19 protein-coding genes are annotated in these 19489 nt (G+C 64.2%); 6 read left to right on the forward strand and 13 right to left on the reverse strand.

What is annotated here, in order from left to right; all coding sequences use genetic code 11:
* Positions 1 to 240: 240 nt before the first annotated feature.
* From rlmF to BUB23_RS06720, 10 genes are all read right to left on the reverse strand, one after another.
* Positions 241 to 1284: a 23S rRNA (adenine(1618)-N(6))-methyltransferase RlmF gene (rlmF, locus tag BUB23_RS06675; RefSeq protein ID WP_073102331.1), complete on the reverse strand. Its 1044-nt coding sequence runs from the start codon at positions 1282 to 1284 to the stop codon at positions 241 to 243.
* 84 nt (positions 1285 to 1368) lie between these two features.
* On the reverse strand, positions 1369 to 1758 hold the full coding sequence (locus BUB23_RS06680) for a type II toxin-antitoxin system VapC family toxin (protein WP_073102332.1): 390 nt from the start codon (positions 1756 to 1758) through the stop codon (positions 1369 to 1371).
* Positions 1758 to 1970 (reverse strand): AbrB/MazE/SpoVT family DNA-binding domain-containing protein, encoded by a 213-nt coding sequence (locus tag BUB23_RS06685; protein ID WP_073102333.1) that lies wholly within the window; start codon positions 1968 to 1970, stop codon positions 1758 to 1760. Before BUB23_RS06685 ends, BUB23_RS06680 begins: the two co-directional genes overlap by 1 nt.
* Before the next feature lie 229 nt (positions 1971 to 2199).
* Positions 2200 to 2409 (reverse strand): cold-shock protein, encoded by a 210-nt coding sequence (locus tag BUB23_RS06690; RefSeq protein WP_073102334.1) that lies wholly within the window; start codon positions 2407 to 2409, stop codon positions 2200 to 2202.
* Between the two features lie 265 nt (positions 2410 to 2674).
* Positions 2675 to 3343, reverse strand: a complete 669-nt coding sequence (locus tag BUB23_RS06695) for a phosphoribosyltransferase (protein WP_073102335.1) — start codon at positions 3341 to 3343, stop codon at positions 2675 to 2677.
* 130 nt (positions 3344 to 3473) lie between these two features.
* Complete coding sequence (locus tag BUB23_RS06700; protein ID WP_073102336.1) at positions 3474 to 4790, reverse strand: sulfite reductase subunit alpha; 1317 nt, start codon at positions 4788 to 4790, stop codon at positions 3474 to 3476.
* Positions 4791 to 4825: 35 nt separating this feature from the next.
* Positions 4826 to 5815 (reverse strand): FAD:protein FMN transferase, encoded by a 990-nt coding sequence (locus BUB23_RS06705; RefSeq protein ID WP_245801186.1) that lies wholly within the window; start codon positions 5813 to 5815, stop codon positions 4826 to 4828.
* A gap of 6 nt (positions 5816 to 5821) precedes the next feature.
* On the reverse strand, positions 5822 to 6622 hold the full coding sequence (locus tag BUB23_RS06710) for a DUF4198 domain-containing protein (protein WP_073102337.1): 801 nt from the start codon (positions 6620 to 6622) through the stop codon (positions 5822 to 5824).
* A gap of 8 nt (positions 6623 to 6630) precedes the next feature.
* A complete protein-coding gene (locus BUB23_RS06715) occupies positions 6631 to 7146 on the reverse strand; it encodes a DUF2271 domain-containing protein (RefSeq protein ID WP_218598910.1) in 516 nt (171 codons plus the stop codon).
* Positions 7147 to 7161: 15 nt separating this feature from the next.
* Positions 7162 to 7791: a PepSY-associated TM helix domain-containing protein gene (locus BUB23_RS06720; protein WP_073102339.1), complete on the reverse strand. Its 630-nt coding sequence runs from the start codon at positions 7789 to 7791 to the stop codon at positions 7162 to 7164.
* Between the two features lie 164 nt (positions 7792 to 7955).
* On the opposite strand from BUB23_RS06720, the gene BUB23_RS06725 reads away from it, so the two are divergent.
* From BUB23_RS06725 to BUB23_RS06740, 5 genes are all read left to right on the forward strand, one after another.
* Positions 7956 to 8519 (forward strand): DUF4142 domain-containing protein, encoded by a 564-nt coding sequence (locus tag BUB23_RS06725; RefSeq protein ID WP_073102340.1) that lies wholly within the window; start codon positions 7956 to 7958, stop codon positions 8517 to 8519.
* Between the two features lie 79 nt (positions 8520 to 8598).
* Positions 8599 to 8727, forward strand: a complete 129-nt coding sequence (locus BUB23_RS27560) for a hypothetical protein (protein ID WP_281255540.1) — start codon at positions 8599 to 8601, stop codon at positions 8725 to 8727.
* 140 nt (positions 8728 to 8867) lie between these two features.
* A complete protein-coding gene (locus BUB23_RS06730; protein WP_073102341.1) occupies positions 8868 to 9752 on the forward strand; it encodes a hypothetical protein in 885 nt (294 codons plus the stop codon).
* Between the two features lie 598 nt (positions 9753 to 10350).
* Complete coding sequence (locus BUB23_RS06735; protein ID WP_084135839.1) at positions 10351 to 12564, forward strand: putative bifunctional diguanylate cyclase/phosphodiesterase; 2214 nt, start codon at positions 10351 to 10353, stop codon at positions 12562 to 12564.
* Positions 12565 to 12569: 5 nt separating this feature from the next.
* Positions 12570 to 14711 carry a TonB-dependent receptor family protein gene (locus tag BUB23_RS06740; protein ID WP_073102342.1) on the forward strand — a complete coding sequence of 714 codons (2142 nt, stop codon included), beginning with the start codon at positions 12570 to 12572 and terminating at the stop codon, positions 14709 to 14711.
* On the opposite strand, the gene BUB23_RS06745 is transcribed toward BUB23_RS06740, so the two are convergent.
* The 3 genes from BUB23_RS06745 to BUB23_RS06755 all read right to left on the reverse strand — a co-directional run bounded on the left by BUB23_RS06745 (position 14696) and on the right by BUB23_RS06755 (position 16366).
* Positions 14696 to 14923: a DUF2061 domain-containing protein gene (locus BUB23_RS06745; RefSeq protein ID WP_073102343.1), complete on the reverse strand. Its 228-nt coding sequence runs from the start codon at positions 14921 to 14923 to the stop codon at positions 14696 to 14698. The genes BUB23_RS06740 and BUB23_RS06745 overlap by 16 nt on opposite strands.
* Positions 14924 to 15033: 110 nt before the next feature.
* Positions 15034 to 15624, reverse strand: coding sequence for a YceI family protein (locus BUB23_RS06750; RefSeq protein ID WP_073102344.1), 591 nt, complete (start codon positions 15622 to 15624; stop codon positions 15034 to 15036).
* Positions 15625 to 15766: 142 nt separating this feature from the next.
* Positions 15767 to 16366, reverse strand: coding sequence for an FmdE family protein (locus BUB23_RS06755; protein WP_073102345.1), 600 nt, complete (start codon positions 16364 to 16366; stop codon positions 15767 to 15769).
* Between the two features lie 245 nt (positions 16367 to 16611).
* Between BUB23_RS06755 and acnA the strand changes: the two genes are divergently transcribed.
* Positions 16612 to 19431 (forward strand): aconitate hydratase, encoded by a 2820-nt coding sequence (gene acnA / locus BUB23_RS06760; protein WP_073102346.1) that lies wholly within the window; start codon positions 16612 to 16614, stop codon positions 19429 to 19431.
* Positions 19432 to 19489 lie beyond the last annotated feature (58 nt).

Raw genomic sequence — 19489 nt, forward strand, 5'->3', positions numbered from 1 at the left:
GGCCAGCCATTTTGGGAAATGGCCAGCCATTGTAGTTTTTTTTATGCTTTATGCCACCCATGGCCTTGCGGCGCGAGGGCCTGTTCCCGGGCCCGCAGCGTGGCGCGCGCCGGGAAAGCGCGGCTAATTGACCACGAACCCAAGCGCAAGCCTCGCCCTTCAGGGCGAGGTCAAGCGAGGCAAGACCAATGCGGCGCCGAAGGTGAGCCCGCGGGCACGTCAGGACGGGCAGGCCACCGGCTAGCGCCCGCGCCAGGCCCGCTGCGCCGCCGCGTCCAGGAAGGTCCAGGCGACAAAGCGGCTTTTCTTCTGGCCCTGGGCCATTTCCACCGTGCGCACATCGAGAGCGCGGGCTTTTCTCAAGCTGCGGAATACCTCGGGCAGGCTGGACTCTTTGGAAACCAGGGAGCTGAACCAGAAAACCTGGTCCTGCACAGTGACGCTTTCTTCCACCATGCGCCGCAGGAAAAAGGCTTCGCCGCCTTCGCACCATAGTTCGGCGCCCTGGCCGCCAAAATTCAATAGCGGCGCCTTGTGCCTGGGCTGGGCTTTTCCCAAGCCGCGCCATTTGCGCTGCGAGGCGCTCTGCGCCTCGTGCGCGGACGCATGGAAGGGCGGATTGCACAGGCTCAGGTCGAAACGCTCGCCCGCGGCGAGCAGGCCTTGGAAAATGCGGTCGGGCGATTTTTGCCGGCGCAGTTCAATCGCCTGGTCCAGGCCGCCGTTGGATTGAATGTTGGCCTGAGCGCAGGACAGGGCGGCGCCGTCGGTATCCGAGCCCAGGAAGCGCCAGCCGTATTCGGCATGGCCGAGCAGGGGATAGATCGCATTGGCGCCCACGCCGATATCCAGCACGCGCACCGCCGGCCCCCGCGGGATGGCGCCGCCGTTGCTTTGCGCCAGCAAATCGGCCAGATAGTGCAGGTAATCCACGCGGCCGGGAATAGGCGGGCACAAATAGCCCTCGGGAATGTCCCAGTGCTCGATGCCATAGAAGGTTTTCAGCAAGGCGCGGTTCAGCGCCCTGACCGCAGCCGGCCTGGCGAAGTCTATGCTGGGCTCGCCATAGGGGTTGGAAACCACAAAAGCGGCCAGCGCCGGGCTGTCCCGGGTCAGCAGCGCGAAGTCATAGCGGCCCTGGTGGCGATTGCGCGGATGCAGCAAGGCGGCGCTTGCGCCGGGCGCGGGTTCGCTGCCCGCTGGCGCGGACGGCGCAAGGGCGGCAGGGCGGCGGGCCGCCGGCGGCTTGTCAGTGGCGGGAGGGCGCCGGGGGGAGCGAGTCATCTGGGCAATGGAACCATGGGATCAGGCCGGTGTTATTCACATAATGGTAGTAGAGGAACGCGCGCAGGCCATTCCTTCGCAAGTTCAAGCGGCCTTGGCAAACAGCGCCACATCCGGCAGCCCGTCGAAGTGCGCATCGCAGGTCAGCAGCTCTGCGCCCAGGCGCCGCGCCGTCGCGTAGACGATGGCATCGGCGGTAGCCAGCTTGTGTTCGCGGTGCAGGTCGGCCGCGAGCAGCGCGATGGCAGCATCGAGGGGCGCGACGACACACTTCTGCGTGTACGCGAGCGCCTGGTCGGCCTCTTCTTCGCCGACTTCGCGCACCAGCCACTTCGACAGCTCGAGTTGCACGATGGTTGGCACGATACATTTGGGCTTGTCCGGGAACCGCTTGCCCAGCTTCTTGCCGAGCGCGCTGCCGATAAGCCACTCGATCCAGGCCGAGGTATCGACCACGCATAGCGGCGCGGTCATCAGTAGCGATCCCTGCGGTCGCGGTAGCCATCCTTGCGCGCGCCCTTGGCTATGCCGGCCAGCTGGTCCAACTCGGGCACCGGCATCAACAGCACGCCTTTGCCCTTGGGGATGAACACGAATTCCTGCCCGGCCTCCCAGTGCTGCTCTTCGCGGACGGCCTTGGGAAGGGATATCTGGAACTTGCTGGACAGCGTGGCGGTGGCGGTCATATCTTACCCTTGATATATCGATCGATATTTGGTAAGAATACACCATTCCCCGCTGAGAAGCCAGCCAGGCGCCCGCCATGAGTTTCGCGCGTATTCCTTGACCCGCGGGCGCCTTGCGCTACGGTGTGCTCCGCGTCCAGAACGGATGGCGGCTTTCGGCTTGCCGCCTGGACGGCCCGAGACAAAAAAAAGCCCGCTCGAAAGCGGGCTTTCCAACAACCAGTTATGCTTAGATAACTTGGATGTTCTTGGCTTGTGGGCCTTTTTGGCCTTCAGCTGCTTCGTAAGAAACACGTTGGTTTTCTTCGAGCGACTTGTAACCTGTGCCGACGATGTCGGTGTGGTGTGCAAACAAATCTTTGCCACCGGCTTCAGGAGTAATAAAACCGAAGCCCTTTTCGTTGTTGAACCATTTAACAATACCAGTTTCTGTTGCCATTTCTTTGCGATCCCTAAAAAGACGAGCGACATGCTCTGCAAAAGACTGTCAAGGCGTGGAGATTTGAGCAAAAAAGTACAGTTTTTTCTGGTACTGGTTTGTGCTAACTTCAACGAACTTGAAAACCTAAGCAGGAATGTAATCCTATCAGAGCATAAAGTCCAGACGGAATAGCTACTTTTCGTTACGGAATCGTAGCCTTTACAACACCATCTGGTCCAAATGGCCTGGTTTGCCCAGGCGGCCCCTGGGAAGATCCGGCTTCCTAGGCCAATTTCCCTAGGGAATCAGGCCGCCTCTTCGCCAGCAATTCCTGTACTTCGCGGTCGCTGGTTTGCGGAAAATCCTGGTACCACAAGCCGACCGCCCGGAATAGCTCGGGTTGCGCCAGGCAGACGAGGTCATCGACCTGCGGCCGGATGGCCTCGCAGGTCTCGGGCGCGCCGACCGGCGCCGCCACGACGATGCAAAGGGGCTCGCCATGCCTGGCCGCCGCAATGGCGGCGCGCATGGTGCTGCCGGTGGCCAGCCCATCGTCGACCAGGATGACGGTGCGGCCGCCAAGCGGGCTGGCGGGGGCGTCGCCGCGGTAGGCGGCTTCGCGCCGCAGCAGTTCGGCCTGTTCCGCCGCCACCACCGCATCGAGGGCCTCCTGGCTGACTCCCATGCCGCGCACGATGTCCTGGTCCAGCACCGTGACGCCGCCGCTGGCGATGGCGCCCATAGCGTATTCTTTATGCTGCGGCAGGCCCAGCTTGCGCACGATAAGTACGTCCAGCGCGGCGCCAAGGGCGCGCGCCACCTCGTAGGCGACGGGCACGCCGCCGCGCGGCAGGCCCAGGACCAGCACGTCCTGCCGTCCGCCATAGCGCTTGGCAAGCAGGGCGCCCAGGCGGCGGCCAGCATCTTTTCGGTCTTTGAACAGGGCGGACATGGAAACCTCGCTTTGCGGGCGCTTGGTCAGATTCTAGCAACGCCAGGCCGCCGGCCGGCCATCTTATGGAAACAGGCGGTTTCCGGCCCGGCATGCGGCTTAACGCTTGCTTACTTAATCAGTACCCGTCTCAGTATACGTCGCGCTTATAGCCACCGCGTTCGAGCAGGGCGGCATAGCCCTCGGCGCCGAGGATGTCGCGGATGGCATGGTCCACGTCGCGGGCCATGGTGTCCTTGCTGCCGCACACATAGACGATGGCGCCGCGCGCGATCCAGGCGCGCAGTTCTGCGGCGGCATTGCGCAGCAGGTGGTGCACATAGTGCTTCTGCGCCTGATCGCGCGAGAAGGCCAGGTCCAGCCTTTGGATCCTGCGCCGCGCATGCCAGTCGCGCAATAGGTCGCCATAGTGGAAATCGTGGGCTTGCTGCCGTTCGCCGAAGACCAGCCAGTTCTCGTAGTGTCCTTGCTCCATGCGGGCCTGCAGCAGGCTGCGCAAGCCGGCGATACCCGTGCCGTTGCCGATGAAGATGGCGGGGCACGGCTGGGCCGGAACATGGAAAAGGGCGTTCTCGCGTATGCGCAGCCGCAATGTCCCGCCCGTCCGGAGTTCCCGGGTCAGCCAGTGGCTGCCGGCTCCGGGCCTGCCGCCGGCATCGGTGTGCTGCCGCACAAGCAGATGCAGCGCGCCTTCGCCGGGGGTGGAGGCAATCGAATATTCCCTGCGCCTGCCATCGCCGGGAATCCGGACTTCGGCGATGTCGCCCGCGCTCCAGCTGGCCGGCCCCGGCCCGGCGGGCTCGAGCGCCAGTTCATGGCAGGCTCCCCCCGCGCTTCCCGGGTTCATATGGCGCCGCCGCAGCAGGCGCCAGTCGGCATAGTGCTCCGCGGTATCGACGCGCGCCTGGAAATGCTTGTCCATATGGCGCTGCCAGGCCAGCAGCGCTTCGGGCGCGCCCCGGTCGACCAGGACCGGGGCAAACAGGAAATTGGCGCCTTGCCGCTCGAGCCATTGCCCGAGCGACCGGCCAAAGCCGCAGTAATGGCGATAGCTGCTGTCGCCCAGGGCCAGCAAGGCCACGTCCAGCGACTCCAGGCGCGCGGCGCTTGCGGCGTCGAGCGTCCCGGCGTGGAAGGCTTGCGCCATGTCTGGCGGATCGCCCTCGCCATAAGTGCTGACGATGAACAGGGCCGCCTTGTAATCGAGCAATTGACCGGGGCCGATCCGATCCATCGCCAGCAGCGTGGCGCGCCGCGGGCCCAGGGCCTCGGCGCTGCGCTGCGCCATGTCTTTGGCGGTGCCGGTCTGGCTGGCGTAGATCACCGCAATATCGGTCTTGTCGCCGGCGCCGCGCGCGCGCGCGGCGCGTACCTTGCGCAGCGTGCGCCAGACCAGCGCCAGCCAGGCGCACAGTAGCGTTATTGCCGCGGCAAGCTGGATAGTCATTGGCGCTGAATAATCATGAGTGGTTTACTGCCGCATCAGCATCGAGCCAGCGCCCGGAATTCCGCCGTCGATTCGATAGCGATATCGTGGGGGTGCCTGTGCATGAAAAGGGCCGCGATGCCATTCGCGCGCGCATAAGCCGGGCCTTGTCCGGGGCCCAGGCACAGCAGGGCGGTGGCCAGAGCGTCGGCCAGCATGCAATCGTGATGCAGCACGCTTACCGATGCCAGGCTATGCAATAGCGGACGGCCTGTGCGCGGGTCCAGGGTATGGCCGTAGCGGCGCCCCCCATGCTCGAAATGGCGGCGGTAATCGCCCGACGTGGCGATGGCGCAATCGCTGAGCGAAATGGGAAAAGTTGCCGGGTCGCCCGGAATGTCGATGCCCAGCGCCCAGCGGGATTGCCGCGGATTCAGGCCCCGGGCTTTCAGTTCGCCGCCCAGTTCGACCAGGTAGTGTTCGATGGCATGCTGGTCCAGCACCGCGGCGATCTGGTCCGCGCCATAGCCTTTGGCGATGGACGACAGGTCGAATTGCAGCCGGCCGGGCTGCCACACACCGCGATGTTCGGCGTTGAGCGCGGTCCGGTGCCAGCCGGCTTGCGCCAGCGCCGCTGCGATCGCGCTGTCGGCGGGAGGGACGGCGATGGCGCCCCGCGGCCCGAAGCCCCATAAATCCACCAGTCCGCCTACGGTGGGATCATAAGCGCCGCCGGTTTGCCTGGCCACATCGAGAGCGTGGCCCAGGACATGGAACAGTTCTTCGGGCACTTGATACCAGCCAGGCTCGGACTGGCTCAGGACCGTAATGACGCTGTCCGCTTCCCAGGTGCTCATTTGCCGGGTAATCCGTTCGAGCGCCTGCTGTATCGCCGCATCGAGCGCATCCGCACGCGCCGCGCCGACCGGCGCGGCGATCTTGACGGTCCAGGTGGTGCCCATGCTGCGCCCGCGCAGCTCATGGCAAGGCGGCGCCGCGGTATTTTCCTGGGACGCCACGGGCGGGGGCGCTGGCCTGTCAGTCACGCGTCATTACTGGGGCAGGACTTCCAGCGTCGCCGCATAGGACAGGACGCGGCCTTTGGCCTGGGGCACGGTGGTTTTCTGGTCGCTGCTTTCGGTATGCACCCAGTAGCGGCCCGCTTGCGGCCAAGTGACTTCGAATTCGCCGGCGTCATTGGTTTTGAGCGATATGCCATCGAGCGCATCGCGGTAGCGGTTGCCTTCCAGCACGATCTCCACTTCGGCCTGTTTGGCGGGCTGGCCGTCGATGGTGACGACGAATTTGGCCTTCTCGCCGGCAAAGAGGTCATTCGGATGGGACGCCGCGGTCAGGCTGATGCCTTCTTTTACCGCGGCAATCGGGCTGGGCTTGCCTTGGGTGACAAAAGTTTCGATGCGGTTTGCCCGCTGCTGCACTTCCAGCGCGTCTGCCGTGGCGGGAACATGCTTGGCATAGTCACCGGCGGAACCGAACCAGCGCTTCATCTTGCCGTCTTCCTTCCAGCGGGCGGAAACGCCGTTCATGACCAGCGCGATGCGGTAGGTGCCCGTTTCGGTCAGGTGCACATCGAAGCCGCTGCGCAGCTTGCCGGTGAAGGGATTCTCGCCCGCCACTTCTTTGCCGCTGGGGCTGGTGATTTCCAGCCCTTTGAGCGACAGCGGATGGTGATTGAAGAAGAATTTATCGTTGCCGACGGCGGCATCGACGGTGATCCAGCCTTCTTCGCCCGAGAGCACGGTAGCCGAAGGCAGTATCCACGTATCGTGTGAGTGGGCCAGGCCGGGGACCAGCAGGGCCAATGCCAATAGAGAGGGAGCGAGTCTTTTCATGGTTGATTTCAGGGAGTGAGAGTCAGAGAGACGGGACCCAGTTCCTGCTGGCCCTGGGCGTTGATGGTTAGGCTCTGGGCCGGCGGCCAGGCCAGCGGCAGCCGCAGCAATTCGCGTCCGCCTTTTTCGCGGGCCGCTTCGACCACGACTTGATAATCGCCTGGCTCCAGGCCGGACAGCGCCGGGCTTTGGCCCGACAGGTTGACAGTCTGCACGCCTACGGCGCGGGTGGCGCCGCTGACCCCGTCAGCGGGCTTTTCCTGGTTGCGGCCGCTCAGGCGCCACCATTGGCGCAGGTCTTTCAGCCATTTCTTGCCTTCTTCCTGGGGCTTTTCGTGTTCGTACCAGACGGCGATATCGCGGATATCCTTCTTGCCGGCATCTTCCAGCCAGATGGCGACGTAAGGGCGGTGGTATTCAGCCGTATCCAGCCGCGGAATGTCGACCTTGATGGTCATGTCGGCCGCCGAGGCGCGGCTGCCCAGCAGGCTTGCCAGCACCAGGGCGACGGCGGGTTTGAGCAGATATTTCATAATGGTCTAGTGGATGAATAAGAGCATGAGGACGATGGGAAGGACGAGGCCAAGGCTGAGCAGCGGCCACGTGGCGGGGCGGTTGGCGGCATGCAGCTTTACCAGGAACAGGCCGGTGAACGCAAAAACCAGACAGGCGACGGCGAAGACATCGATGAACCAGCTCCATATGGCGCCCGCATGGCGCCCCTTGTGCAAGTCGTTGAAGTAAGCGACCCAGCCGCGGCTGCTGTATTCGTATTCGACGGCGCCGCTGGCGACGTCTATTGAAAGCCAGGCGTCTGCCCCCGGTTCTGGCAGCGAAAGATAGATTTCGTTCGGCGAGAATTCGGCGCTGCGATCGCCGATATGGATGCCCAGTTGCTGGTCCAGCCAAGCCCGCACAGGTCCGGGCAAGGGCCGCTTTTTCTGCGCGGAGGCGTCCGGCGCCAATGTGGCGGCAAGCTCTTCCGGCAAGGCCAGTGTCCTGGAAAGCGTCTTCGGGCTGGCTTCTATCCATGCCGCATTGTTCAGCGTGAGCCCGGTCGCCGCGAACAGGATCAGGCCGGTCAGGCTCAGCGCCGCGCTCATCCAGTGCCATTGATGCAGGGTTTTGAGCCAATACGAGCGGCGGCGGGAAGACGGGATTGAAGACATGTCCGCGGACCAAGTAACAGGATAAGAGAGACCAGCCGTGAATTCTACATTAAATAATGGGAATGATTATCATCTGTATTAAAAAGGCGGCTCGATGCCGGCGGGCACGCCAGTTGCCGCAGGGACGGTCTCGCGCCATGGCGCGTTCACTTACGGAGACTTCCATGACTTTGCGTATCCTGACTTCCGCCGTCCTCGCCGCCGGCTCGCTGACCCTGTGCGCAGGCGCCATGGCGCAGGCGTCGGCTCCCGCGCCCACCCCCATGCAGGGGGCCGCCACCCAGAAGCTGGCGGGCGGCGACAAGGACTTTCTTGAAAATGCCGCGCAGGCCGGCCATGCCGAAATAGAGGGCAGCAAGCTTGCCGAGACCAAATCGGCGAATCCCGATGTCAAGGCCTTCGCCGCCCAGATGATCAAGGATCACACCGAGGTGGGGGCGGAACTGGATGCCCTGGCCGCCAGGAAAGGCTACACCCCGCCCACCGGGCCATCCATCGTGCAGACGGCCAAGATCAAGACCCTGGGCGTCCTGAGCGGCACGCACTTCGACAAGATGTATGCCAGCCAGATCGGCGTCTCGGCCCACGAAGACGCTGTAAAGCTGTTCCAGGAAACGGCCGGCAAGGCCGAGGACCCGGACATCAAGGCTTTCGCCGCCAAGAACGCCCCCGCCCTGGAGCATCACCTCGAAATGGCCCGGGCTTTGCAGCAGAAAGTGGAGAAATGAGCGCAAACGGCGCGGCCGTCCTATAATACCTGCCTTGCAAGACGCGCCGCGCCTCGCGCGGCAATCAAGATTGAATTACATGGTGAAACTATCGCTGCCGGCCGAACACGCCTTTCGGTCGGCATGCTCCCGCGCGCTAAGGATCACTTTCCTGGGTTCCCAGGAAGTGGCCGTGCGCTCGGCATACGCGCGCGCCAAGCCCGGCTAAGACCGCGCAGGCATGTCCGAGCGCGGAATGCGGTTTTTTTTCCGCCGCTTTCCGTCCCTCCAAGCGCGTCCGGCTTCGCATCGGGCGTTTCCACACGTAATTCAAGCTGCCCCGCGGCGGGGCGGCCAACATCAAGCGCTATGCAACTTACCAAGAAATTCGTCAAGGCCAAGAATCCATGCACCTCGGGCTATCGCTGGTTCCTTCGCGACCAGAACGGCCAGGGGGACTACCAGGAAGTACTGGACGCGCTCGTCGCCGACAATCGCATCGATGACGCCTGCTGGCTGCTTGACCAGTTCGGTCCCACCGACGAGGTGCTGACGCTCGATTCGGTCGATGTGAACGCCATCGTCTTCGCGGGCACACTGGTCGTGCGCCTGGGCATCCACGCCGATACCGTGGTGCGAGCCGGCCGCTGCATACAGAGCGGCGGCGGCATCAAGGCCGGCACCGATATCGTGGCCGGCGAGAATATCCAGGCCGAGGGCAGCATCATCAGCGGCGGGCATATCCGCGCCGAAGGCGACATCATCGCCGGCTGGGGCATACAGGCGGAATCCAGGCTGGAGTGCGGCGGCAGGCTGCACGCCAAATGGGATGCGGCCGCCGGACAGGGGATCTCCGTGTCGGGCAACATCCGCATCGGGCAAAGCCTGTCGGCCGGCGGCTCGATCAAGTGCGATCAGGGCATCAAGGCCGGCGGCCAAGTGAAGGCGCAACACGATATCGTGGTGGAATGCGGCATCCAGGCGGGCGAGTCCATCGTCGCGGGCAATCATATAGAGACCGGCTGGGGCATGCTGGCCGGCTGCGACATCGTCGCCGAAGGCTCGATCAAGGCGGGCGAAGGCCTGGCTGCGGCGGGCAAGATCGAACCCGGCGCCGGGCATGGCGTGTATGCTGGATTGCGCGTAAGGCTGGATGCGTGGGCCGTGGCCGCCCGGGTGGTCGCCCGGACGAGGCCGGATCAGCTGGTCAGCGGGTTCTGGTGCGGCTCGGAATCGCCGCTATGCCCGGCCTGACGCCTGATGCATGGCGCCGCGCCGCCCTGCGCACGCCTTGATCGAGCCTTCGGCGACGATGTCGCAGCCGGCCTGCATGCCGCTCGGATTCGCCAGGCACGGAACAGTCCGCAGGGGACTGTTCTGTGTCCGGGCTTATCCACCTCGCGGCCTGCATGCCGCTCGGATTCGCCAGGCACAGAACAGTCCGCAGGGGACTGTTCTGTGTCCGGGCTCATCCACCTCGCGGCCTGCATGCCGCTCGGATTCGCCAGGCACAGAACAGTCCGCAGGGGACTGTTCCGTGTCCGGGCTCATCCACCTCGCGGCCTGCATGCCGCTCGGATTCGCCAGGCACAGAACAGTCCGCAGGGGACTGTTCTGTGTCCGGGCTCATCCACCAAGGGGGCGGCTTTTGCGTTGGGACGGCCCGGCGGCAAAAAAAAGCCGGGAGACCGTACATATGACGACTACTTAATGTTACTTTTGCATAGTTCCTGAGATAACTCTCTTTAATTGTCATTCAACACTCCGTTTTCCATGAGTCCAAGCGAACCCGACTTCCGCGTTTCGCCCATTTCGGCGTACACGTTGTGGGCGGCCCGGATGTGTTTCCATCATGACTGACCCATTGCTCGCGGGCGATGATGACCTGCCGGACCGCCATCAAGGCGCGGCCGCCCACTTCTGGCGCATCGCCCTGGCGATTGCGGCGCTGGGCGGCCCGGTCTTGTGGCTGGCGCTGGCCGAGCCGCAACGCATGCCGGATCTGGGAACGGTTTACCTGCCGCTGCACATCGCCATGGAGATATTCTCCATCGTCATCGCGTCCATGATCTTCGCGCTGGGCTGGCACAATATCAGTGACAAGATCCCGTGCAACGTGATCATCCTGTCGGCGGCTTTTCTTGCGGTAGCGCTGCTTGACCTGTGCCACCTGTTGTCGCTGGAGGGTATGCCGGACTTCGTCACGCCAGGCTCGGTGCCCAAGGCGATTGCATTCGCGCTGGCGTCGCGCATCGTCACGGCCGCCGCGCTGCTGGTCGTTGCCTTGCTGCCGTGGAGCTTATACGCGGGCCGGCGCATTCGCTGCATCGCCCTGGCCGTTTCCATGGCAAGCGTCGCGCTGGCCGCCTGGGTGGTGTTGTACCGGTTCGATGCCCTGCCCGCCACCTTTGTGCAGGGCCAGGGGGTCACTCTCCTGAAGGTCCGTGTGGAATATGCGCTGTTTGCGCTGTATACCGCCGCCGCCTTGCTGTTCCTGTGGCGCGCATGGCGCCGGCGCGACCGCAATGCCGGCTATCTGGCGGTGGCCGCCGCGATCATGGCCATGAGCGAAGTATGCTTTACTTGGCATGCGCAGCCGGGTGAACTGCCTGGCATGCTGGGCCATTTCTACAAGGTCATCGCCGGCGGCTATCTGTACTGGGCCATTTTCCTGGACGCGCTGCGGGAACCCTATCAGCAATTGCGCCGCTCGGAGCAGTCGCGCCTCAGGCAGCTTACGCACGATACCTTGACCGGTTTGCCGAACCGCGCCCTGATCGCCCAGAAATTGCGCCAGGCGATTGTCCACGCACGCTTGCGCAACACCATGCTGGCCGTTTTCTTCCTGGATGTGGATTTCTTCAAGAAGGTCAATGCGACATTCGGCCATGGCGTGGGCGACGAAATCATACGGGCCTGCGCCGGGCGGCTGGCGCCGGCCCTGACCAGCGACAACACGCTGGCCCGCCAGGCCGGCGACGAATTCATCATCCTGCAGGAGAACATCACCGACGGCCACCAGGCGGCGCTGCTGGCGGAAAACCTGTTGCGCCGCATGCGCGAGCCCTTCCATATCCAGGGGCATGAAATATTCTTGAGCGCCAGTGTTGGCATAACCTTGTTCCCCGACGACGAAACCACCGAGAACGGCCTGCTGCACAAGGCGCATATGGCCATGAGCAGTGTCAAGAAGGACGCGCGCAATACCTACCGCTTCCATACCTCGGATATGGAACGCGGCCTGCGCGAACAACTGATGATGGAAAGTTCTTTGCACCATGCGCTCGACAATGGCGAGCTCATGATCCACTATCAGCCCAAAGTGAATTTCAGCACCGGCGCCGTGGCGGGCGTGGAGGCCTTGGTGCGGTGGAACCACCCGGTGCTGGGCCAAGTGCCGCCGGCCAGTTTCATTCCCATTGCGGAAGAAAACGGCTGTATCGACGCCATTGGCATGTGGGTCCTGGAGCAGGCCTGCGCGCAAGCGCGCAAATGGCAGGAGCTGAGCCTGCCGCTGCTGTGCGTATCGGTCAATTTGTCGGCGCGGCAGTTCCAGCAGCCCAGGCTGGCCGAGCAAGTGGGGCAAGTGCTGCGCGATACCGGCCTGGTGCCGTCCTGCCTGGAGCTGGAAATCACCGAAAGCACGGTGATGCAGGATACGGAAGCGGCCATCACCGCGCTTCAATCGTTGAAGCGCCTGGGTGTGGTGCTGTCGGTCGACGATTTCGGCACCGGATATTCGTCGCTGAGCTGCCTGAAACGCTTTCCCATCGATGTGCTGAAAATCGACCGTTCTTTTGTCAGCGATGTGACCCACGACACCAACGATGCGGCGATCACCCGCGCCATCATCGCCCTTGCCCATGGCCTGGACCTGGCCGTGGTCGCCGAGGGCGTGGAAACGCTGGAGCAGGCCTTGTTCCTGCAAGCCAATGGCTGCGACGAAATGCAAGGCTATTACTTCAGCCGCCCCGTGCTGCCCGACGAGCTGGCGGATATGTTGCGCGCCGACCCTGTGGCGCGCAACATGGATGCGGCAGCAGGTGGCGCGGCGCCCGGGGCTTAGCGCCCATGCCGAAGCCAGCGCCGCCGGTCAGATCCGCTGCGGGCGCGCAGCCCCTGTTCCAGGCCTTGCCTTGCGCCATCGCGCTTGCCTGGTGCCTGACGGCGCCGCCGGCCTGTGCGGATCCGGGTGATGACGCGCCGGTGCTGGCCCCCGTCCGGGTAAAGGGTAAAGCCGCGGGGCCGGATCTCGATGACGACAGCCGCAAGGCGCTGCGCGCCATACCGGGCAACGTCGCCGTCATCTCCGCGCAGCGCTACCGCGAAGGCGCGGTGATGGGGCTGCGCGATGCGCTGTCGCGCACGGCCGGCGTTTATGTGCAGAATCCATCAGGGCAGGAAAGCGCCAAGGTTTCCATGCGCGGCTCGGGCATTTCGGCGTCCAGCGGCTTGCGCGGCATACGCCTGCTGCGCGACGGCCTGCCGCTGGGCCGCTCGGACGACCTGGGCGATACCATTTATGCCGATCCTTTCGGCGCCGAGCGCATAGAGGTGTATCGGGGCGCCAATTCGCTGGAGTACGGCGCGGCCACGCTGGGCGGAGCCATCAACCTGGTTTCGCCCACCGGCCATAGCCATCCCGGCGCCGAATGGCGCATGGAGGGCGGCTCGCATGGCTACCTGAAAGGGCAGTTGCGCGCCGGGCAAGAGTTCAGCGACGATCTGGACGCTTTTGCATCCATCAGCAGCTTTCACTCCGACGGGTTCAGGCAAAATTCGGAACAGAGCGTGTCGCGCTTTTATGGCAATATCGGCTACAAATTCAGCCCCCGCTCGCAAGGCCGCCTGCACATCACCAGCGAACATTACCGGGTGCGGATGCCGGGCGCCCTGACCCTGGAGCAGATGCAGGACGATCCTTCAGCGGCCAATGAGGGCGCGCTGCAGGCCGGCACGCGGATCAGGACCACGCCGCGCTGGCACGCCGCGTACCGGCACGACTGGCAAATCGGCGCGGCCGACCAATTGTCGCTGGGCGTTTTCCATACGGGCACGAAATTCGATTCCCCGGGCGCCGATATCCGCGCCCGCTACGATGCAACCGATTACGGCGCGGCTCTGCGCCACGAGGTCAATCGCGAGCCGGGCGGCCATCGCAATCGTTTTGTCTGGGGCGCCAACTACAGCCGCGGTTCCAGCGATAATCAGGCCTATTGGCCGGACTACCGGCCGGCGTCCCCCTTCCTGCCCGCGCCCGGGGCGCAACTGGCGGCCATAGCGTCGAGACGCTCGGCGCTCGAGCTTTTTGCCGAGAACAGCTACAACCTCTCGCCCGCCGTCGCCTTGGTCGCGGGAGCTCAGGCGACCTGGGCCAGGCGGCTCACGGATAACACGGTCCTGCCTTTGCTTTCGGCTTTTTTTGCCGATGGAGGCGCGTCGGCCAGCTATTTCGGCTTCAGCCCCAAGCTGGGAGCGCTGTGGGATGTCGCTCCCCAAGCGCAGGTGTTCGCCAACCTCAGCCGCAGCTTCGAACCGCCCAATAGCCTGGCATTCCATACCCAGGCCGGCAATCTGCGGGCGCAGCGGGCGACGACGCTCGAGCTCGGCACGCGCGGCGGCGCCGCGGCACTGGGTTGGGATGCGGCTGTCTATCACAGCCGGGTCAGGAACGAGCTGCTCCAGGCGCCGGTGCCGGGAAACCCGGGCCTGCCGCCGCTGGCCTACAACGCCGATGCCAGCCGGCATACGGGCATTGAACTGGGGCTGCGCGGCATGTTGCCGCTGGCTTTCCTGCCGGGCAGCCTGGACTGGAACCTGGCCTATACCTGGAGCCGCTTCCGCCTGGCCGGCGACGCCCTGTACGGTGGCAATGCCCTGCCCGGCATTCCGCCGCACGCGGCGCGGATCGACCTGGTCTACCGCCATCCTTCCGGTTTTTATGCCGGCCCCGGTTTCGAATTGGCTTCCGGCTGGGACGTGGACCAGGCCGATACCCTGATGGCGCCGGGCTATGGCATCGTCAACTTCATCATGGGCTACCGGGCGCCGGGAGAGCGTTATCGTGTTTTCCTGGATGCCCGCAACCTGGCCGGCAAGCATTACGCCGCCACGACCGACTATATGGTCGATGCCGGGGGGCGGGGCGATGCGGCGGTATTCTATCCCGGCCAGAACCTTGCGGTATTCGCCGGGATTCAAGCCAACTGGTGAGCCGGCTGCTGCGGCGCGGGGCGGCTTGCCCGCCGGGCGCCGGCTCTGTCCCACAGGCGGTCGTGCAGAGGCAATAGCACCACATTGCAGATGGGCTCCAGTATCGCCGCCAGGCCGCCCGTGGCCAGGGAGCCCGTGCACGCATAGGTGACGCCGAAGGCGACCGACATGTGCAACATGACCTGGCTGGTTTTTTGGGCGAGTAACAGCATGACTTTCTCCACACGATCAGTTCAGCCTCAATGATAATGACTATCATTTGAAAGAAAAAGATAATTGTGTGTATCAAGCCGATAGGCTGGGGCTATGCTGCGCGCGGCGGCTATTTCTGTATGGCTTCGATCTGGACCAGCAGGCGCACGGCATCGGGCACGCCGATGTCTATGCCCCAGTTCATTCCCCACAGGCTGCGCTGGATGGTGGTTTCGAAATCGCCTCCGCAGACATGCGCCTTCAGCACCGGACTGTCATAGCAATTGAAATTGCTGGCCGTCAGCGTCACGGGAGCGGTCTTGCCCAGCAGGCTCAGGTCGCCGGCCATGGACTTGAGCTTGTCGCCATCGTAGCGGAATTCCCGGCCGACGAATCTGGCCTTGGGCCACTGCGCCACGTTCAGGAAGTCGGCGCTTTTCAGGTGCTTGTCGAAGTCTGGTATGCCGGAACTGATGGAGCCGGCGTCTATGCTGATGTCGGCCTGGCCGGTGCCCGACTTGCGGTCGAGCACGACGTAGCCCGCCACCGTATCGAAGCGCGCGCGCACGGTGGACGTATTGAAGTGCTTGACTTCAAAGTTCACAAAGGTATGGTGCGGTTCGACTTCATAGCGCACCGGTTCGGCCTGGGCGATGCTTGCGCCCAGGATGGAAATGGCTGCGGCGGCTGCGGTGGCGGCCCTGTTGCGGAACTTGTCCATTCGGGATCCCTCGTCAAGAAATTTTCAGCTGGAAATCGGGCTTCTGGCGTGCAGACCCAATTCTAGCGCAGGCTTTTCCGCGCGCTTTTGCGTTCGGGCAAGCGCAATCAATTTCGGGACCGGGAGGGGACAGCGGTTCATCCTAGGCGCAGGTCACCAGTTCCGGATGGTCGGCGTTCTCGAGGATGCTGCCGACGCGTTCCTGCCAGTCCCGGGCAAAGCCGCCGCGCTCTTCTTCGGTGGCGGCCCCGGCAAGGACCCGGTGCAGCGCCGGCATCAGGCCGGGCGAGCCCGGCACGACGCTGGCATTGAAGCTGACGGTGGCCTGGGCGCCGGTATCCAGGCGCTGGTAGCGGATTTCGCCCTCGATAGGCGCATTGAACGACATCAAATTGCGCCTGTCGTACTTGCCGGCCAGCCCCTTGAAGCCATTGTCGACCGTGGCCCCCGTGATCAGCCCGACCACGTTGGCGATGACGCCCGTGACGCCATCCAGCTGGTCGTCGCGGAATTCGACCTTGATATCGCCGCGCTGCGCGATGCCATCGCCATACAGATGCTTCAGGGCCCTGAGAGTCATCAGATAAGCGCCCGCCACCGTCGGGCATGAATGGCCGGCCAGTTTCACGACCTCGGTGTATGAATATTCGATGAGCCCTTTATCGGCCGCGCCCAGCAGTTCTGCGAGGGGGTCGTACATCGTGATTCTGGCGGCGGTATCGAAAAAGGAAGGATGGCTCATGGGGAACTCCGGGTCGTGGGAAGCGTAAGTCAGCGTGTCGCTGCGGTCTTAGTGCGACTATAGCTCCGCAGCGCCGCGCGGGGGCGATAGTCCCGATGCGCAGTGTGGGCAATGGCCGGATGGGCGCGGGCGGCCCCGGTATGCCGGCCAGGCGGGTGTATTGTTGGTGTATGGCGCCCGTCATGATATGGTGGACGCTGAATCAGCCCGCGTCGGGTAGAGCTTTACAGACAGGAGATTGCGCCATGGCCAGTGTGAATAGTTTCGGATCCCGGGGAGTGTTGGACGTGAACGGCAAACCCTACGAAATCTTCCGGCTCGACGCCGTCGCCGCCGCCGGCCTGGATGTGGCCAGCCTGCCGTACAGCCTCAAGATCCTGCTGGAAAACCTGTTGCGCACCGAGAACGGGGCCGATATCACGGCCGACGATATCCGCGCGCTTGCGGCCTGGGACGCCAATGCCGAGCCCAGCCGGGAAATCGCCTTCACGCCGGCGCGCGTCGTCCTGCAGGATTTCACCGGCGTGCCCGCCGTGGTCGACCTTGCCGCGATGCGCGAAGCGATGCACGCGCTGGGCGGCGACGCGAGCCGCATCAATCCCCTGGCGCCGGTCGAGCTCGTCATCGATCACTCGGTGATCGTGGATGTCTTCGGTTCCGCCCAGGCCTTCGAGCGCAATGTCGACATCGAATACGAACGCAATCTCGAACGCTACCAGTTCCTGCGCTGGGGGCAGAGCGCCTTCGACGATTTCAAGGTTGTGCCGCCGGGCACCGGGATCGTCCACCAGGTCAACCTGGAACATCTTTCGCGCGTCGTCTTCACGCAGGACGATGAGGGCCTTACCGCCGCCTACCCGGATACCTGCGTGGGAACCGATTCCCATACCCCCATGGTCAACGGGCTGGGGGTGGTCGCCTGGGGCGTGGGCGGCATCGAGGCGGAGGCCGCCATGCTGGGCCAGCCCATTTCCATGCTGATTCCCCGGGTCGTCGGGTTCAAGCTGACCGGCTCCCTGCCCGAGGGTTCCACGGCCACCGACCTGGTACTGACCATTACCGAGCGCCTGCGCCAGCACCGGGTCGTAGGCAAGTTCGTCGAATTCTACGGCCCGGGCGTCGCCGCCGTGCCCCTGGCCAACCGCGCCACGATAGGCAATATGAGCCCGGAATACGGCTCGACCATCGCCATTTTCCCGATAGACGACGTAACGCTGCGCTATATGGAGCTGACCGGGCGCTCGCCGGAGCAGGTCGCGCTGGTCGAGGCCTATGCCAAAGAACAAGGGCTCTGGCACGATCCGCAGATGGAACTGCGCTACTCCGAGCGGCTGGAACTGGATCTCGCCACGGTGGTGCCTTCCATCGCGGGGCCCAAGCGGCCGCAGGACCGGATTTCCCTGTCGGAAGCCAAGCTGGCCTTCCGCGGGGCGCTGGCGGCCTACGTGGATGAACCCAGGCAAACGCCCCATGGCTACGACAAGGCCGTGGCCGAGTCGTTTCCGGCATCCGATCCTCCCGCCTATAGCGACTCCGAGCGCCGTTCCGCGCAGCCCACCGACCATGTCGCGGAGGCCCCGGCCAGCGGCCAGCGGCGCCGCGAGCCGGTAGCCGTGGCTTTCAGCGACGGCGCGCAGGGCCAGATCGACCACGGCTCGGTGGTCATCGCGGCGATTACCTCGTGCACCAATACGTCCAATCCCACCGTCATGATGGCGGCCGCCCTGCTGGCCAAGAATGCCGTCGACAAGGGGCTGAGCCGCAAGCCATGGGTCAAGACCAGCCTGGCGCCGGGGTCCCGCGTGGTCACCGACTACTATGACCGCGCCGGGCTAACGCCTTATCTTGAAGCGCTGGGCTTCAACCTGGTGGGTTATGGCTGTACCACCTGTATCGGCAATTCCGGCCCCCTGATTCCCGAAGTCAGCAAGGCGGTGGCCGCGCACGATCTGTCGGTGGCGTCCGTGCTTTCAGGCAACCGGAACTTCGAGGGCCGCATCCACGCCGAAGTCAAAATGAATTACCTGATGTCGCCGCCGCTGGTCGTGGCCTATGCGCTGGCGGGCACCATGGATATCGATCTTTTCAACGACCCCCTGGGCGCCGGCAAGGACGGCCAGGATGTCTACCTGAAGGATATCTGGCCCAGCGCCGCCGAGGTGGCGGCGGTGGTCGACGCGTCTATCGTCTCGGACATGTACAAAAGCGGCTACGCGGATGTGTTCGCCGGCGACCAGCGCTGGCAGCAATTGCCCACGCCTCAGGGCGATGTCTTCGAGTGGGACCCGGCCTCGACCTATGTGCGCAAGCCCCCGTATTTTCTCGATATGCCGCGCGAGCCGGCTCCCGTCGCCGACATCGCCGGGGCGCGCGTATTGGCCATGCTGGGCGATTCGGTCACCACCGACCACATCAGCCCGGCGGGCTCCATCGCCAGGAATTCGCCGGCCGCCGCCTACCTGGCCGAGCATGGCGTGGCGCCGGCGGACTTCAATTCCTACGGTTCGCGCCGCGGCAACCATGAGGTCATGATCCGCGGCACGTTCGCCAATGTCAGGCTGCGCAACCAGCTGGCCCAGGGCACCGAGGGAGGTTATACGCGCGATTTCACCCAGGCGGGCGCTCCCGTCGTCACTATTTTCGAAGCATCGCGCAGCTACCAGGCCGCCGGCACGCCGCTGGTGATCCTCGCCGGCAAGGAATACGGTTCGGGCTCGTCGCGCGACTGGGCCGCCAAAGGGACGGTATTGCTGGGAGTGCGCGCTGTGATTGCGGAATCCTACGAGCGTATCCACCGCAGCAATTTGCTGGGCATGGGCGTCCTGCCCTTGCAGTATCCCGAAGGCCAGAACGCCCAAACGCTGGGCCTGACGGGTGAAGAGGCCTACGATATCCTGGGCGTCACGGCGCTGAATGAAGGCCGCACACCGGCGACGGTGAAGGTCAGGGCGGGCGGCGTCGAGTTCGACGCCCTGCTGCGCATCGATACGCCCAGCGAGGCGTCCTATTATCGCCATGGCGGCATCATGCAATATGTATTGCGCAGTTTGCTGGGCAAGGGCTGAAGACTATGCCGGATCATGCATGGCGCCCGTACTGATCCGGCATCGACCTACGTCGACT

The organism is Pollutimonas bauzanensis (genome assembly GCF_900129885.1).
Classification (GTDB): domain Bacteria; phylum Pseudomonadota; class Gammaproteobacteria; order Burkholderiales; family Burkholderiaceae_B; genus Pollutimonas; species Pollutimonas bauzanensis.

Excerpts from the sequence above, each read along its gene's own strand:
- rlmF (WP_073102331.1), bottom strand. The coding sequence starts at position 1,284 with ATGACTCGCTCCCCCCGGCGCCCTCCCGCCACTGACAAGCCGCCGGCG.
- BUB23_RS06680 (WP_073102332.1), bottom strand. The coding sequence starts at position 1,758 with ATGACCGCGCCGCTATGCGTGGTCGATACCTCGGCCTGGATCGAGTGG.
- BUB23_RS06685 (WP_073102333.1), bottom strand. The coding sequence starts at position 1,970 with ATGACCGCCACCGCCACGCTGTCCAGCAAGTTCCAGATATCCCTTCCC.
- BUB23_RS06690 (WP_073102334.1), bottom strand. The coding sequence starts at position 2,409 with ATGGCAACAGAAACTGGTATTGTTAAATGGTTCAACAACGAAAAGGGC.
- BUB23_RS06695 (WP_073102335.1), bottom strand. The coding sequence starts at position 3,343 with ATGTCCGCCCTGTTCAAAGACCGAAAAGATGCTGGCCGCCGCCTGGGC.
- BUB23_RS06700 (WP_073102336.1), bottom strand. The coding sequence starts at position 4,790 with ATGACTATCCAGCTTGCCGCGGCAATAACGCTACTGTGCGCCTGGCTG.
- BUB23_RS06710 (WP_073102337.1), bottom strand. The coding sequence starts at position 6,622 with ATGAAAAGACTCGCTCCCTCTCTATTGGCATTGGCCCTGCTGGTCCCC.
- BUB23_RS06720 (WP_073102339.1), bottom strand. The coding sequence starts at position 7,791 with ATGTCTTCAATCCCGTCTTCCCGCCGCCGCTCGTATTGGCTCAAAACC.
- BUB23_RS06725 (WP_073102340.1), top strand. The coding sequence starts at position 7,956 with ATGACTTTGCGTATCCTGACTTCCGCCGTCCTCGCCGCCGGCTCGCTG.
- BUB23_RS27560 (WP_281255540.1), top strand. The coding sequence starts at position 8,599 with ATGGTGAAACTATCGCTGCCGGCCGAACACGCCTTTCGGTCGGCATGC.
- BUB23_RS06730 (WP_073102341.1), top strand. The coding sequence starts at position 8,868 with ATGCAACTTACCAAGAAATTCGTCAAGGCCAAGAATCCATGCACCTCG.
- BUB23_RS06735 (WP_084135839.1), top strand. The coding sequence starts at position 10,351 with ATGACTGACCCATTGCTCGCGGGCGATGATGACCTGCCGGACCGCCAT.
- BUB23_RS06740 (WP_073102342.1), top strand. The coding sequence starts at position 12,570 with ATGCCGAAGCCAGCGCCGCCGGTCAGATCCGCTGCGGGCGCGCAGCCC.
- BUB23_RS06745 (WP_073102343.1), bottom strand. The coding sequence starts at position 14,923 with ATGCTGTTACTCGCCCAAAAAACCAGCCAGGTCATGTTGCACATGTCG.
- BUB23_RS06750 (WP_073102344.1), bottom strand. The coding sequence starts at position 15,624 with ATGGACAAGTTCCGCAACAGGGCCGCCACCGCAGCCGCCGCAGCCATT.
- BUB23_RS06755 (WP_073102345.1), bottom strand. The coding sequence starts at position 16,366 with ATGAGCCATCCTTCCTTTTTCGATACCGCCGCCAGAATCACGATGTAC.
- acnA (WP_073102346.1), top strand. The coding sequence starts at position 16,612 with ATGGCCAGTGTGAATAGTTTCGGATCCCGGGGAGTGTTGGACGTGAAC.